We start from the raw sequence: 14,016 nt of genomic DNA on the forward strand, positions 1-14,016 counted from the left end.
CCCGGTCATCCCGGCTCGGGGAGATGCAGGATCTTCGCCAGCTCGTCGCGCCCGCTGATCCCGGTCCGTTCGTAGACCTGGACGAGGGTGTTGGCGACGGTGCGCCTGGAAAGCACCAGCCGGTCGGCGATGTCCGGGTTGCTCAGGCCGGCCGCGGCGAGGTGCGCGATCTGGCGCTGCCTGGGCGTCAGCTGTGGCGCGGCCAGGCCGGTCAACGCGGGCGTGTGCGCGTCCTCGCACTGGCGAGCCAGCATCCAGGCCCTGGTCTCCGCCGCCCGCTGCGCCCTGCGCAGTCCGTCACCGCGGTACGCGGCCGCGGCCTGGGCGGCGGCTTCGGCGGCGGCCAGCGGCAGGCCGAGGCTCTCCAGCGACAGCGACACCGCCTCCAGCTCACCGGCGTCGCCGGCCAGAGCGGCACGGGCGTGGCGGGCGAAGACCGGGGCCAGCTCGCCCTCGAAGGTCCGGGCCAGCGCGGTGAGCCGGTCGGCCACCCGCCCGCCGGCACCGAGCCTGACGACGTCGTACAGCGCGAACAGCTCGTAGGCGGGCAGGTCCCGCGCCGCGTCCGCGGTCTCGAGCGCCGCCTCGATCCCGCCCGCGACGTCCCCCTCGGCGGCCAGCGTCCACGGCCGCACCAGCAGGAAGGCGAATTCCGGCAGGTGCCCGACGCGCAGCACGAACTCGTCGGCGAGCCGCAGGGTGGCCCGCATGGCGGGCAGGTCGCCGGTCAGCGCGTACGCCTGGCCGAGCTCGGCCAGGCACAGCCCCGCGTGGAGCGTACGCCCGCGCAGCCGCACGGCCGCCTGCCTGCCCATGCGGATGGCCTCGCTCATCCGGCCGCGCAGCCGGCACGTCCGGGCGCGCCACGCGCCGAAGGTGACGAGCGCGCGGTCCCACCCGGCGTAGTCCTCGCCGATGCGGTAGCCGATGCCGGCGTACCGCTCGGCCGCCGTCAGGTCGCCCGCCACCATGGCGGCGAAGGCGCCCGCCTCGGCCAGCGCCGCCTGGATCGACGGCAGCCCGTCGGGCAGGCGGCCGATGCGGTCGAGCGCCTCGTCCACCAAGGCCATGGCCTGCCGGCCACGCCCCTCGTGGGCCAGCACGAACGACTCCATCGCGGCCAGCCCGACCGACACCCGCGTGCCTGACGGGCCGATGCCGCGGATCTGCTCCATCGTCGTCCTGGCCTGGGCGAACCTCCCCATCAGATGCTCGATCGAGGTCCTGATGATCAGCACGCCCTGCCGCGACCCGCGGTCCGTCATGGCCGCCGCCGCGGCGGTCAGCGCGGCGCGCGCCTCCTCCTCCCGGCCGAACCCCCAGAACAGGTTGAGCGCTCGCACGGCCTCGTACTCGGCGCGTACCGGGTCGTCCATCGGCTCGCCGGCCAGGCAGCGCAGCACCTCCCCGGCCTCCTCGAAACGGTCGGCGTAGTTGAGCACGGTGGCCAGCGGCAGCCCGGCCGCGATCCCGCCGCCGGCGGCCAGCGCGGCCCGGCCGAGCCGGGCGGCCAGCTCCAGGTCCCGGACGTTCCGCGCGATGTGGCAGGCCCTGATGAGCAGGTCAGGGTCGTCGGCGGTGCCGCCGTCCAGCCGCCAGACCGCGATCCGCAGCAGCTTCTCCGCGGTCGGCGGACCGGCCTGTTCGGCGGCGTCGGCCAGCCAGGTCAGCACCTCGCGCCGGCGGAGCGCGCCGCAGCCGGCGCGGATCACCTCGCCGTAGAGCGGGTGCGCGAGCCGTACCGACAGATCTTGGCCGGACACCGTCACGAGCTGGCGGTCTTCCAGCCGCCGCACGGTCAGCGGCGAGGAGAGCGCGGTCAGCGCCGCGGCGGAGAGCGGCTCGCCGTACGCGATCAGCTCCAGCACGGCGCGCTCCTCCGCCGAGATGTCACCGATGCGGCTCTCGATCAGCTCGCGCAACCGCGTCGTCACCGGGATCTCGCCCTGCCAGCGCCAGATCCCGCGCCGCTCGACGAGCCCGCCGCCCGCCTCCCCGGCCAGGACGAGCTCGCGCAGGAACAGCGCGTTGCCGTCGCTGACGCGCCACAGCCGTCGGACGGTGGCCGCCTCGACCTGCCCGCCGAGCGTGGCGGCGAGGATTTGGCCGGCCTCGTCGGCCGTCAGCGGGTCCAGGTCCAGGCGCGGCAGCAGATCGTCCTTCCACAGCGCGGTCACCGCGTCGGGCGCGCGCTCCCCGGCGCGTACGGTGACCAGGACCCGGGCCTGGCCGCCCGCCACCAGGTGGTGGACGAGCGCGGCGGAGACCGCGTCCAGCAAGTGGGCGTCGTCCACGAGGAGCACCCGATGCTCGCCCGCGACGGCGTCGGCGGCCCAGCGCAGCACGTTCCCCCCGGGCGGCCGGGCCGGCAGCAGGTGGGCCATCGCGCCCAGCGGGACGCCCGAGGCGGCGGCCGTCGCCAGCACCCTGGCCACGCCGTTCGCATCGCGTACCGCCTCGGCCGCCAGCCGGCTCTTGCCCACGCCCGCCGGACCGGCCAGAACGGCTCCTCCGGCCTCCATCGCCGACTGGATGGCCGCCAGCTGAGAGGCTCGGCCTGCGAAGGGCCACAAGGGACGCACATGGGGATGGTAAGGCCGCGCGCCCACTTGAGTAAGGCATGCTCTGGTCAGGACATCACCGCGGCGGACAGGGTGGGGCCATGACCTCGATCTTGTCCACCGCCGACCTCACGCCCCTCGTGCGCCGATGCCTCCGCCAAGACGCCGCTGAGGTCGAGTCGTTCCAGGTGGAGCCCATACCGCACGTTGTGGGCACGCCCTCCACCGGCGGCCTGCGCCGGGTCAGCGGCACCACGACAGGCGGGCGCCGGTGGTCGTTCTTCGTCAAGTCCATCCACTCCGTACGCCACTGGCCGCACCTGCACCTCGTCCCCGAGGCCACCCGGGAGGCGTTCATCGCCGAGTTCCCCTGGCGCACCGAGGCCGAGGTGTACGCCGCCGCGCCGCCGCTCCCGGCCGGGATGCGGCTGCCGCGCCTGTTCCTCGTCGACGACCTCGGCGACGACCGCCTCGACCTGTGGCTGGAAGACGTGCCCGCCCTGCCCGTCGCATGGGACCCGCCCAGGTACGCCGCCGCGGCCCGGCTCCTCGGCAGGTTCGCGGGCATGCACGTGGTGGACGGGCCGGGCACCGCACTGCGGACGTACGTCGCCAACCGGGTCATGGGCCACGCGCTGCCCGCGCTACGCGATCCGGACCTCTGGAAGCACCCCCTGGTCGCGCCGCACGCCGACAGCCTGCTCCGCATGGATCTGGACACCCTGGGTCACCGCATCCCCGCCCTGCTGGACACGATCGACGGCCTGCCGCACACCATGGCCCACGGCGATGCCAGCCCGCAGAACCTGCTCGTGCCCGCCGACGCCCCCGAGGAATTCGTCGCCATCGACTGGGGCTGGCAGGATCCCGCGCCGATCGGCTTCGACCTCGGCCAGCTCCTCGTCGGTCTCGCTCACCAGGGCCTCACCGAACCGGGCGAGCTGCCCGCGATCCACCGTACGATCCAGCGCGCGTACGCGCTCGGCCTCGCCGGCGAGGGCGTGCCGGCCGACCACCTGGCCACCGGTTACACCACCACGCTGGTGCTGCGCAGCGCCTTCACCGCGATCCCCCTCGAACTGCTCGGCGAGCCCGTCACCGACGACCTGCACGAGCTGTTCCGCAAGCGCATCGGCCTGGCCCGGTTCATCGCCGACCTCGGCCTCGCCCTGTGACCGTCACCTGTCATGCGTCCGCGGCATGATCAGTGCCGCTTTGGGGGCCCAGGGGCTGCCCGGCCGCGGCGCTCCCGGGCCCCCCGGCCGAAGCGCCTGCTCCGTGCGCTGCCCGCCAAGGGATATACTGTGAACAAATAACTGATTTGTTCATATGGAGATAGTATGCCGCCGGCGTTCTCGGAGGAAGAGCGGGCGCGGATCATCGAGCAGTTGCTCGACACCGCCGCCCGCCTCTTCTCCACTCAGGGCCTGCGCAAGACATCCCTGGAAGAGCTGACCGCTCCCGCGGGCATCGCCAAATCCTCGCTCTACGCCTTCTTCGCCTCCAAGGAGGACCTCTACTTCGAGGCCATGCTGCGCGAGAGCGAGCAGGTGCGGCGGCGCGTGATCGACGAAGGCCTCAACCGCGGCACCGACACCCGCGACGCGCTGCGGCGCTTCCTGCGTGCCACGGTCGCCGAACTCGACACCAACCCGCTCTACCGGCGCCTGATGTCCCACCCCCAGGAGATGGCCGCGGTCGCCGCCAAGCTCACCCCCGAGCGGATGGCCGCCGCCGAGGGCGGCCCGATGGCCGCCCTGCTCCAGTTCCTCAGCACTCATCTGGAAGGCGACCCCCAGGTCCTGCTCGGCGTGCTGCGCGCGGTCCTGCTCACTCCGCTGCACGCCGAACACCTGGGCGCCGGCATCTATCCAGCCGTGATGGACCGCCTGATCGACGCGGTCACCGAAGGGATCACCTCATGATGAACGGCCTGCCGTACCTGTCAGCCGGTGCGGGACCACCTCTGGTCGTCCTGCTCTACACTCCGCAAGCGGCCAACCCGACGGGCCTGGCGCGCTGGTCCACGATGCGGATGGTACGACCGTTCAGCAAGCACTTCACCGTCTACGTCGTCAACCGGCCACCCGGGCTGCCACCGGCCACGACGATGGCCGACCTCGCCGCGGTCTACGCGCAAGCATTGACAGCCACCTTCGAGGGCCCGGTGAACACGCTGGCCATCTCCACCGGCGGCTCCATCGCCCTCCAACTCGCCGCCGACCATCCCGGCCTGGTCGACCGCCTGGTCCTGGCCGGCACGGCCGCCACCCTCGGCCCTGCCGGCAGGCGGGCCCAGCGCACCTACATCGAACGCGCACGCCAAGGCAGGCGGCCGAGTCCCGCGCTGGCGGAGATCGTCACCGAATCGGAAATCGGCCGGCGACTGCTCAAAGGCCTGCTGTGGCTGTCGGACAGCGGCCGGCAGGACCACACCGACGCCGTCACCGTGCTCAACGCCGAGGACGGCTTCGACCTGCGCGGCCGGCTGCACGACATCAAGGCCGCCACGCTGCTGATCCAGGGGGACAAGGACCTCGTCTACCCCCTGGAACTGGCCCGGCAGACGGTAGAGGGGATCCCCGACGCCCGGCTCATCGTCTATCCGGGCCGAAGCCACAGCGGCACATTCACCGACAAGCGCTTCGCTCCCGACGCACGGGCCTTCCTGACAGACAGTTGATCAACGCTGATCACCGCGCTGCCGCCGGATCTCGTTCCGGTCACCGAGACGTTGGGGTCTCGGAGGATTGCCGGTGGCCCCCGTCATGACGGCTTCATGACCGACCCGCCCCCATCACCGTTCTGGCCGACGACACGGCCTGCGCCGAAGCCGTGCAGCGGTCGCGCCGCCCTGGCAGGGGTGTCCGTATCCTGGGCCGGCCGCCTATGAGCAGGAGCAGCAGGACGTCTGCTACGGCCGGGAGCTGCTGACGGCCCCTCCGCGCGGCCGGACCCGGCGTCGTTCGAGCAGGTCCGGGGGTATATCGCGATCAACGCACATCTCTCGGTACGAGGACGGTCAGGGCAGGGCGCGGGACGCGCAGGGGATGGCCAGGGAGTCACGGCCGGCTTCGTTGACGAGGCGGGCGAGCTCGACGCGCGAGTTGACACTCACCTTCCGGAACATCTTGCGCAGGTGATAGTTGACCGTGTGCGCCGACAACGAGACCCGGCCGGCGATCTGATGATTGGTCAGCCCTTGGCTGACCAGCAGCGCGATGAGGCACTCGGTCTCGCTGAACCCGTGCCACAAGGACCGCCCCTGCCGGATCGGCACCGGCTCCTGCCCCAGCCTCCGCAGCCGGCCGCGCACGCGCTCGCTGTCGCGTACCGCGCCGATCCGCTCGAACAGGCACAGGGCCGACTGGTAGCGGCGGGCGGCCTCGATGAGGTCGGCGGCGGGCGGGGCGGCGAGCGCGGCCCCGAGGTCTTCCAGAGCTCCCGCCTGGTCCCAGGGGTCGGGATGCTCGGCGGCTGCCCAGCGCAGCACCGTCACGTCCTTCTCGCGCAGCGCCCTGGCGTGGCGCGCGGCGACGGAGAGGCGGTGGGACTGCGGGTTGCGCCGGGCCAGCCCTTCCACCGCGGTGAGGGTCTGACCGGTGAGCCCGTCGTCGCCCGCCGCGATGCCGAGCCGGGTGAGCCAGACGGCCGCGCCGGGCTCGTCGAGCAGCAGCGGCCCGAACGTGACGAGGTCGGTGTGCTCGGCGGCGAAGATCCGGGCCGCGTGTTGCGGGCCGTGTAACTCGGCGGCGATGCGCACCCTGACCCATTCGGGGTGCACCGGCCACAGGCGGGGCCGGCCTGCCGCGCGGAGCTTGTCCGGGACCCCCGCGTGCCAGCGGCTTCTGTCGAGGTCGCCGATCCGCAGGCTCGCCTCGGCCAGGACCGCATGGCCGAGTGGGAGGAGCAGGCCGGCGTCCATCTCGCGGGCGGTGCGCAGGGCCGCTTCGGCCAGCTCCAGCGCCTGCTCCAGGTTGCCGGTGCGCATCAGCAGCTCGGCCCGGGTGATGGCGGGGGCCGGGGCGTAGACGCTGGGCGCGCCGGGGCGGGACAGCTCGCCGGCGGCCTGCTCGATGTGGCCGTCGGCCTCGGTGTACCGGCCGCCGCTCATGAGCTTGCGGGCGTAGGCGAGCCGGACGAGCATCCGCCACACCGGCGGGGCGCTGTCGTCGGCGATCGTGACGGCCTGCCGGGCGAGCCGCATGGCCCGCGCCGCGTCACCGCGCCGCCACGCGCTTCCGGCCAGCGTGGACGTGGTCACCGCCGCCGCCGCCCCCGAAAGCGCCGGCTCCGCCGCTTGCAGTGCGGCTCGTTCCGGATCGCGCAGGGAGAGGGCGAACGCCAGCGCGGCCCGCGCGTCGTCGCGACCGCCGTCGTGCCGGCCCTGCTCGGGCGGCGCGGCCTGCGCGACGGTGATCGCCTCGGCGATCCGGCCGCCCGCGACCAGCACGTGGACCAGCCGGGTACGCAGCTCCGCCGCGACTTCGTCGGGCAGCGGCCGCAGCAGGCTCTCGCGCAGCAGCACCCCGGCTCCGGCCAGCCGGCCGTCGGCGAGGTGGGCGTCCGCCACGGTCACCAGGTGGGGCGCGAGGGCGGGATCCAGCGAGTCCAGCTTGTCCAGGAGCCGATCCGCCAGCTTGACGGCGGCCTGGGCGGACACCGGCAGGATCTCGCGTACGGCGTGGGCCAGGGTGTCGGCGGCGGTGGCCTCGCGGTTCGCCTCGTTCTCCACCAGGCCGGGCGGCGTGACCAGGAGCACCCAGACCTTGCGCTGGGCCACGGCGGCGACCGCCGGGCCTGTCTCCGTGTCGGAGGGCTGCGAGCGGTGCAGGATGTGCATGCCCCGCCGGCGGGCCGCGGCCACCACCGAGCGCAGCGTCTCGGCGGGCTCACCCTCCTGCGCCTGGAGCATCAGCGTCCAGCCGGGCCCGGCCTGCCGCAGGACCTTGGACAACTGACGCCATCTTTGTTTTTCGATATTGTCAAAACCGACCGACATCGTGTGCCGCCCCCTATCGGTTTACTGCCTTCCTGACACTAATTCGTGCGACCGCCCGTCACGGATGAAGTGGATCGGCCGGACATCGCGAAAAGGCATCTCTTTCTCAGTGGCTCTTGCGCCGCTCATTGTGCGGGCAGGGAAGGCAGCGGCGCCGCCTGCTCCGCCAGCCACGCCTGCCAGGACGGCGCCATCTTGACCGGACCGGGGCGGAGGAACTCGGGCACCGCCCAGCGCTGCACGGGGCGGATGCCGTGCAGCGCGTTGACCAGCCATGTCTCACGGCCCGCGAGGTCCTGCGGGCGCCGGCGCCGGTGGGTCACCGGGATGCCGAGCTCGGCGGCCCGGCGCTGGAGCCGCGCGGTCGTCACTCCGGGTAACGCGGGCAACTCGCTCGAAGGCACGCAGAGGGTGTCGTCCTCCCACCACAGCAGGCTCGTGGTGGCGCCTTCGACCACCCACCCGTCCGGAGCGGTGATCAGCGCCTCATGAGCGCCGTGCCGCTGTGCCTCGGCCCGCAGGCGGGCGAGGGTGGCCAGGTCCGGCCCCTTGACGTGGGGGACGCGCCGGGGGTCGCCGGGCGGCCGGACCCAGACGGCCAGCGGCCCGCCCCTGGCCGGTGCCGTACGCACGCGAAACCGCAGCTCGCCGGAGGCGGACAGCTCGACGCGGGGGAACCAGTCCCCCTCCCGCGGCAACGCGTCGACGGCCGCCCGCCACATCGCGGCGACCAGGTCTCCGGCCAGGGCCGCCGCTTCGCAGGCCGCGCGGAAGCGGCGGCCGTGGTCGGGGAGAAAACGCACCGCACCGTCCACGACCAGCCAGGAGTCGGCCACCAGCAGGTCGTCCTCGATCGGCTCACCCGCGATGAACTCGCCTCCGGCGAAGACGCTGATCGTGTCCAAACGGCACCTCCTCCCTGATCGGCCGGTCGCCAGTGAGCCTCAGTAGACCCCTTCGACGATCTCCTCGGTCGTGACGGGGAGGACGGAGGCGATCCCGTCGACCACGTCGCCCGCCCCGGGCGCGATCCGCAGCGCGGTGTCGCGTTCGAGGATGTTGGGCAGGAACATGTCGCGGAAGAGCAGGTGCATGAGCACCTGGCCGCGTTCGCCGTAGGCCACGGGGACCCGGGTATCCGGGTCGACGATCTCCACGACCGAGGCCGGGTGGTAGGGCCTGAAGACACACGGCTGCTCGTCCCCGCGCTCGCGGGGGCGCTGTGGCGCGATGCCCATCAGCGTGTTGCCGTAGATGCCGCACACCTTGGCCTTGGGGAACAGCGTCTCCTCGATGAGTCGCAGCGTCTCCGGCCCCGCCGAGGTGCCCGCCCAGAGCAGTCCTTCCAGGCGCTCGGACAGGACCTCGTAGATGGCGGGCCGCGCGCAGGCCGCCTCCAGCATCGGCGGGGTGATGAACAGCACTCGGATGTCCTGGGTGGCGACGATCGCCTCCATCTGGTCCAGCACGTGCTCGACGTACTCGTCGGCGAGGTCGCCGCGGCCGTCGGCGAGGACCTTCTTCACCCAGCGCGGGTCCATGTCGACGGTGAAGAACAGCCCGTTCCGCCGGGCCGCGATCCGCCGGACGGTACGGCCGACCACGTGCGGCCCGCACGGCGCGATGTGCAGCCAGTTCCCCCTGGCGGGGAAATCGTGGGAGTCGAGCACGTCGGCGCACCAGTCGGCGTTGGCGACCCGCGAAGTGGCGTCCACGACGCGTTTGGGCGCCCCGGTCGTCCCGCCGGAGTCGAACACCTCGTACGTGCCCGTGCCGCCCCGGGGGATCAGATCCTCGGCAGGCACGGTCCGTAGCAGCTCCCCGACGTCGGGGAAGCGCCGCAGGTCCGCGACGGACCGGATGTCGGCGCGCGGATCGAAGCCGAGCCCGCCGGCGAGTTCCAGCCAGAATCTCGACCCCGTCGCCGGATCGAAGTGCCAGTCGAGGGTCTCCTGGAGGTGCCGGCTCAGCTCCGTCGCCGGCGCGTGCGCGTCTACCGCGGACATGCTCTACTCCCTGCGTGTGGCTTGCGGACCTGCGTGTGGCCGAGGAGGCGCGGATTCCCGTTCAGGAACGGCCCTTGTACGCGCCGGGCGCCAGCCGGGCCGAGATGGCCAGCCGGTTCCAGGCGTTCATGACGGTCGCCACGAAGATGAGGTGGGCGGTCTGTTCCTCGGTGAAGTGCTTGCGGGCCCGCTGGTAGACGTCGTCGTCCACCGCGTCGGTCCCGAGCAGCGTGATCGCCTCCGCCAGGCCGAGTGCGGCCTGCTCCGGCTCGGAGAAGAACCGCGGTGAGTGCCGCCAGGCGTCCAGCAGGTAGACCCGCTGGGCGGTGACCCCCGCGGCCTGCGCGTCGATGATGTGCATGTCGATGCAGTACGCGCAGCCGTTCACCTGGGAGACCCGGATCTTCACGAGGTGGACGACCTCCGCCTCGATCCCCGACCGCAGCGCACTCTGCGTCACGGTCTGGGCGAACTTCCCCATGGCCCCATAGCTCTCGCGGGCGATTTGGAACAGCGGCAGCCGCGCGGATTGACTCGTCATGGAATTCCTTCAAAAGGTCGGCAGAATTTACACGGGCGCCGCACCCGAAAAGTCATTTGACTTGACACGGCTGCTCTCGTGAACTCACGGCATCACCATAAAAGGCGGGTTCCCGCGCGTCCACTACTCAATCAGGTAGTGGACTTGTCGGCCTCTCGCCTGTTGAACTGCGTGAGCGACGGCTCCATGCCCCGCTGCCGCGCCCCGAGTACGGGGTGAGCGGCTTTCGCCCCCTTGGCCGATCAGCGATCCGGGCTGTCCGTGCGAGCGGCGGGGGATCACCGACTAGGAAGGTCCGATCGATGAGCCATGAGCAGGAGTTGCTGGTCGTGGGCGCCGGCCCGGCCGGTCTGAGCGCCACTCTGGCCGCCCGGTCGCTCGGCGTCGAGGTGACCTTGATCGAGGCGGACGCCCGGGACCAGGAGCGGCCGGGCAGCCGGGCGCTGTTCGTGCACCAGGAGACGCTGGAGCGGCTGGAGCGGCTGAGCCCGGGACTGGGGGAGAAGATCGCGGGATTCGGGGTCCTGTGGCAGGTCGCGCGCACTTTCTACCGTGGCAGGGAGGTCTACGCGCGCCGCTACGACACCGAACAGGGCAGTGGGCTGCCGCCGTACGCGAGCCTGCGGCAGCTCGACACCGAACGGTTCCTGCTCGGCGCGTGCCGCGCCGCCGGCGTTGAGCCCGTCTGGGGAGCCCGGGTGATTTCGGTCCGGTCCGACCCGGACGGGGTGACCGTCCGCGCCGAGAACGGCGGCGAGTGGCGGGCGCGCTACGTCATCGCCGCCGACGGGGCGCGGTCGGCCGTCCGCGCGTCGATCCCGATCGAGATGGACGGTGGCCGCTCCAGCGACTACCGGGTCGCAGTGGACCTGTCCGGCGAGGACGCGGGCGGCGCGCCGGCGGAGCGGCACCTGCACTACCGGCATCCGGCGCTCGACGGCCGGAACCTGCTGATCGTGCCGTTCACCGGCGGCGTCCAGGTGGACGTGCAGTGCCGGGACCCGGCAGACGGCGAGGCGCTGAGCGACCCCGACGCCGTCCGCCGGTGGCTGCCGAAGGTGGTCTCGCGGGAGCAGGCGGAGCGGGTGCTCTGGGTGTCGCGTTATCCCTGCCTGCAGCGCGTCGCCACCGGCTTCGCCGACGAGCACCGGCGCGTCCTGCTGGCCGGGGAGGCCGCGCACCTGTTCGCCCCGCTGGGCGCGCGGGGGATGAACAGCTCGATCGCGGACGCCGAGGCGGCGGCGACCGCGGTGTGCCTCGCGCTCCGCTCGACCGGCGTGGAGCGGGCGAGAGGCGTCGTCGAGGACTACGACACGGTGCGGCGGCAGGCGGCGCGGCACAACCGGGCCCGCGTCGAAGGCGCGCTGCGGCATCTGCGCGCCGAATCCGCCTGGTCCCGGCTGGCCCAGGCCGGTGCCGCCCGGCTGGCTCCACGTCTGCCGCGCTTCGGCGCATGGCTGGACAAGGCCCCCTACGGCCCGCGCGGGCCCATCACGCTGCGCGGCGGCTTGTACTGACGACCCCCCGGACAAAGCGCTACTTCGAGAGAGAAGACGCACAGATGACGAGCAAATCTGCGGCCGACCACGGCTTGACCTGGTCGGAGAAGATCGATCTGCTGGCCGGCACCATGCCGGCCGCCGAGGCGCGCGCGCTGTCCAGCCTGCTGCCCGGCCCCGAGGCCAACGGCGCGGGCGCGTTCCGCTCCCGCGTCCCCGATCGGGAACGCGCCGCGCTCTCCCACGAGGCGCCCCGCCCAGACCCCGACGACCCGCATGCCGTGCGCCGCATCGGCGTGATCGGCGGCGGCACCGCCGGCTATCTGGTGGCGCTGGCGCTGCGGGCCAAACGGCCCTGGCTGGACGTCACGCTGGTCGAGTCGAGCGCCATCCCCGTCATCGGCGTCGGCGAGGCCACGACGCCGCCGCTGCTGGCGTTCCTGCACCACTATCTCGGCATCGACGCCCTGGACTTCCTCAAGCGGGTCAAGCCGACCTGGAAGCTGGGGATCAAGTTCGACTGGGGCCCCTATCCCGACGGGATCATGGCCCCCTTCGACTGGGGCGCCAACTCGATCGGTGTGCTGGGCTCGATGGCGACCAGGAACGACCCGAACGCGTACACCCTGCAGTCGCTGTTCATGCTGCACAACCGGGTGCCGGTGTTCCGCACGGACGACGGTGAGTACGTCTCGCTGATGGACGACCTCCCGTTCGCCTACCACCTGGAGAACCGCGCCCTGGTCACCTTCCTCTCCGAGATCGCGGGGGAGCGCGGCATCCACCATGTGGACGCCCAGATCAGCGACGTCCGCCTGTCCGGCGAGGACTGGATCGAGTCGCTGCGGACGACCGACGGCCGGAGCCTCGACTTCGACCTGTACATCGACTGCACCGGATTCCGCTCCCTGCTGCTGGGCGACGCGCTGAAGACCAATTTCACCAGCTACGCCGACAGCCTCTTCACCGACACGGCGGTCACCGGCTACACCACCCAGAGCGAGGCGATCGAGCCGTACACCACGGCCGCGACCATGGACGCGGGCTGGTGCTGGAGCATCCCGGTCCCCGAAGAGGACCACGTGGGCTACGTCTACTCCTCGGCCTTCATGTCCGGCGACCAGGCCGCCGACGAGGTGATCCGTCAGCACGGCATGGTCGGCGACCTCAAGACGGTGCGCTTCCGGGTCGGGCGGCACGAGAAGACCTGGCGCGGGAACGTGATCGCGGTGGGCAACTCCTACGCGTTCGTGGAGCCGCTGGAGTCCAGCAGCCTGCTCATGCTGGTGTTCACGATCATGTCGATGATGCCGCTGCTGCCGGCGTCCTGGAAGCAGCCGGTGCCCAGCGAGACGCTCAACCGGGTGACCGCGAACCGCTGGGACGGGCTGCGCTGGTTCCTGGCCCTCCACTACCGCTACAACCGGCGCCGCGACACGCCGTTCTGGCGGGAGGTCTGGACCTCCACCGACGTCTCCGGCATCCAGCCGCTGCTGGACGTCTACGCCGCCGGCGCGCCGCTGCACCTGCGCGACCCGATCACCCGCAGGCTCGCCCGCGCCGCCGCCCCCACCTTCTACGAGCTGGACGGCGTCGACTGCCTGCTGCTCGGCCAGAACTATCCGGCCGAGCTCGTCACCGGCACCGAGCCGCTGGAGGCGTGGCAGGCCCGCAAGTCGGCCGCCGACGCCCTCGTGGCCCGGGCCCTCACCCAGCGCCAGGCCCTCGCGGCCTTCCACGCCCGGCCCGAGCTCACCCAGAGCCTGGTCCACGGGCCGCACAGCTGGGTGACCGGATACGGCGAAGAGCGCTGGCTCTGGCAGAGCGGTGCGTGACGGGCGCCTGATGGAGATCGCAGTCGACGGAGCGAGGACCATGGCCGTGTCATCGGAGCTCGGTGAGCAGACGTGCGCGGAGGACGACTACCGCGCGCTGATGGGCTCCTTCCCCACCGGCGTCGCGGTGGTGACCAGCACCGGCGCCGACGGCTTTCCGCGCGGGCTGACGTGCTCGTCGCTGACGAGCGTGGCCGTGAGCCCGCCGACGTTGCTGATCTGCCTGCACACCCGCAGCTCCACGCTGGAGGCGCTGTGCAAGAGCGGCAGGTTCGCGGTGAACCTGCTGCGGGCCGAGGGACGCCGCGTCGCCGAGCTGTTCTCCCGGCCGGTGGACGACCGGTTCGCCCACGTCACCTGGGCCTTCTCGGAGGCCAACGGCCAGCCGGTGCTCGTGGAGGACGCCGTCGCCTTCGCCGGCTGCCGGGTGACCAGGAGCCTGCTCGTCGGCGATCACGCGGTGGTGCTCGGCGAGGTCACCGACGTGACGCGGGCGGCGGGCGTCCCGCTGCTCTACGGCCTGCGGCGCTTCGCCGCGTGGCGCCCCGATCAGGACGGATGACGACCATGAG

The 14,016-nt window shown here is 72.4% G+C and carries 11 protein-coding genes; 6 read left to right on the forward strand and 5 right to left on the reverse strand.

The genetic code is table 11. The features are described from left to right. Positions 1–5: 5 nt before the first annotated feature. Positions 6–2,582 (reverse strand): LuxR C-terminal-related transcriptional regulator, encoded by a 2,577-nt coding sequence (locus tag ACTMTI_RS30815; protein WP_441124125.1) that lies wholly within the window; start codon positions 2,580–2,582, stop codon positions 6–8. An 80-nt stretch (positions 2,583–2,662) separates the two neighbouring features. Between ACTMTI_RS30815 and ACTMTI_RS30820 the strand changes: the two genes are divergently transcribed. The 3 genes from ACTMTI_RS30820 (at position 2,663) to ACTMTI_RS30830 (ending at position 5,244) form a co-directional block, all read left to right on the forward strand. Continuing rightward, positions 2,663–3,736, forward strand: a complete 1,074-nt coding sequence (locus tag ACTMTI_RS30820) for a hypothetical protein (RefSeq protein WP_441124127.1) — start codon at positions 2,663–2,665, stop codon at positions 3,734–3,736. A gap of 165 nt (positions 3,737–3,901) precedes the next feature. After that, positions 3,902–4,486, forward strand: coding sequence for a TetR/AcrR family transcriptional regulator (locus ACTMTI_RS30825; protein WP_441124128.1), 585 nt, complete (start codon positions 3,902–3,904; stop codon positions 4,484–4,486). Then, entirely contained in the window at positions 4,483–5,244 is a 762-nt protein-coding gene (locus tag ACTMTI_RS30830; protein WP_441124129.1) for an alpha/beta fold hydrolase, read from the forward strand. Before ACTMTI_RS30825 ends, ACTMTI_RS30830 begins: the two co-directional genes overlap by 4 nt. Before the next feature lie 339 nt (positions 5,245–5,583). Here the strand turns inward: ACTMTI_RS30830 and ACTMTI_RS30835 are convergent, their stop codons facing one another. The 4 genes from ACTMTI_RS30835 to ACTMTI_RS30850 form a co-directional block, all read right to left on the reverse strand. Further along, positions 5,584–7,518: a helix-turn-helix transcriptional regulator gene (locus ACTMTI_RS30835; protein WP_441124130.1), complete on the reverse strand. Its 1,935-nt coding sequence runs from the start codon at positions 7,516–7,518 to the stop codon at positions 5,584–5,586. A gap of 170 nt (positions 7,519–7,688) precedes the next feature. After that, positions 7,689–8,468 (reverse strand): aminotransferase class IV, encoded by a 780-nt coding sequence (locus ACTMTI_RS30840; protein ID WP_441124131.1) that lies wholly within the window; start codon positions 8,466–8,468, stop codon positions 7,689–7,691. Positions 8,469–8,507: 39 nt separating this feature from the next. Continuing rightward, a complete protein-coding gene (locus tag ACTMTI_RS30845) occupies positions 8,508–9,569 on the reverse strand; it encodes an AMP-binding protein (protein ID WP_138709962.1) in 1,062 nt (353 codons plus the stop codon). Positions 9,570–9,630: 61 nt separating this feature from the next. Further along, positions 9,631–10,110, reverse strand: a complete 480-nt coding sequence (locus ACTMTI_RS30850) for a carboxymuconolactone decarboxylase family protein (protein WP_441124132.1) — start codon at positions 10,108–10,110, stop codon at positions 9,631–9,633. A 302-nt stretch (positions 10,111–10,412) separates the two neighbouring features. On the opposite strand from ACTMTI_RS30850, the gene ACTMTI_RS30855 reads away from it, so the two are divergent. The 3 genes from ACTMTI_RS30855 to ACTMTI_RS30865 are packed head-to-tail and all read left to right on the forward strand — an operon-like array spanning position 10,413 to position 14,006. Continuing rightward, a complete protein-coding gene (locus ACTMTI_RS30855) occupies positions 10,413–11,627 on the forward strand; it encodes an FAD-dependent monooxygenase (protein WP_441124133.1) in 1,215 nt (404 codons plus the stop codon). A gap of 44 nt (positions 11,628–11,671) precedes the next feature. Beyond that, a complete protein-coding gene (locus tag ACTMTI_RS30860) occupies positions 11,672–13,444 on the forward strand; it encodes a tryptophan halogenase family protein (protein ID WP_441124134.1) in 1,773 nt (590 codons plus the stop codon). A gap of 40 nt (positions 13,445–13,484) precedes the next feature. Further along, positions 13,485–14,006: a flavin reductase family protein gene (locus ACTMTI_RS30865; protein WP_441124135.1), complete on the forward strand. Its 522-nt coding sequence runs from the start codon at positions 13,485–13,487 to the stop codon at positions 14,004–14,006. Positions 14,007–14,016: the final 10 nt, after the last annotated feature.

The organism is Nonomuraea sp. H19 (assembly GCF_052068215.1).
Classification (GTDB): Bacteria; Actinomycetota; Actinomycetes; order Streptosporangiales; family Streptosporangiaceae; genus Nonomuraea.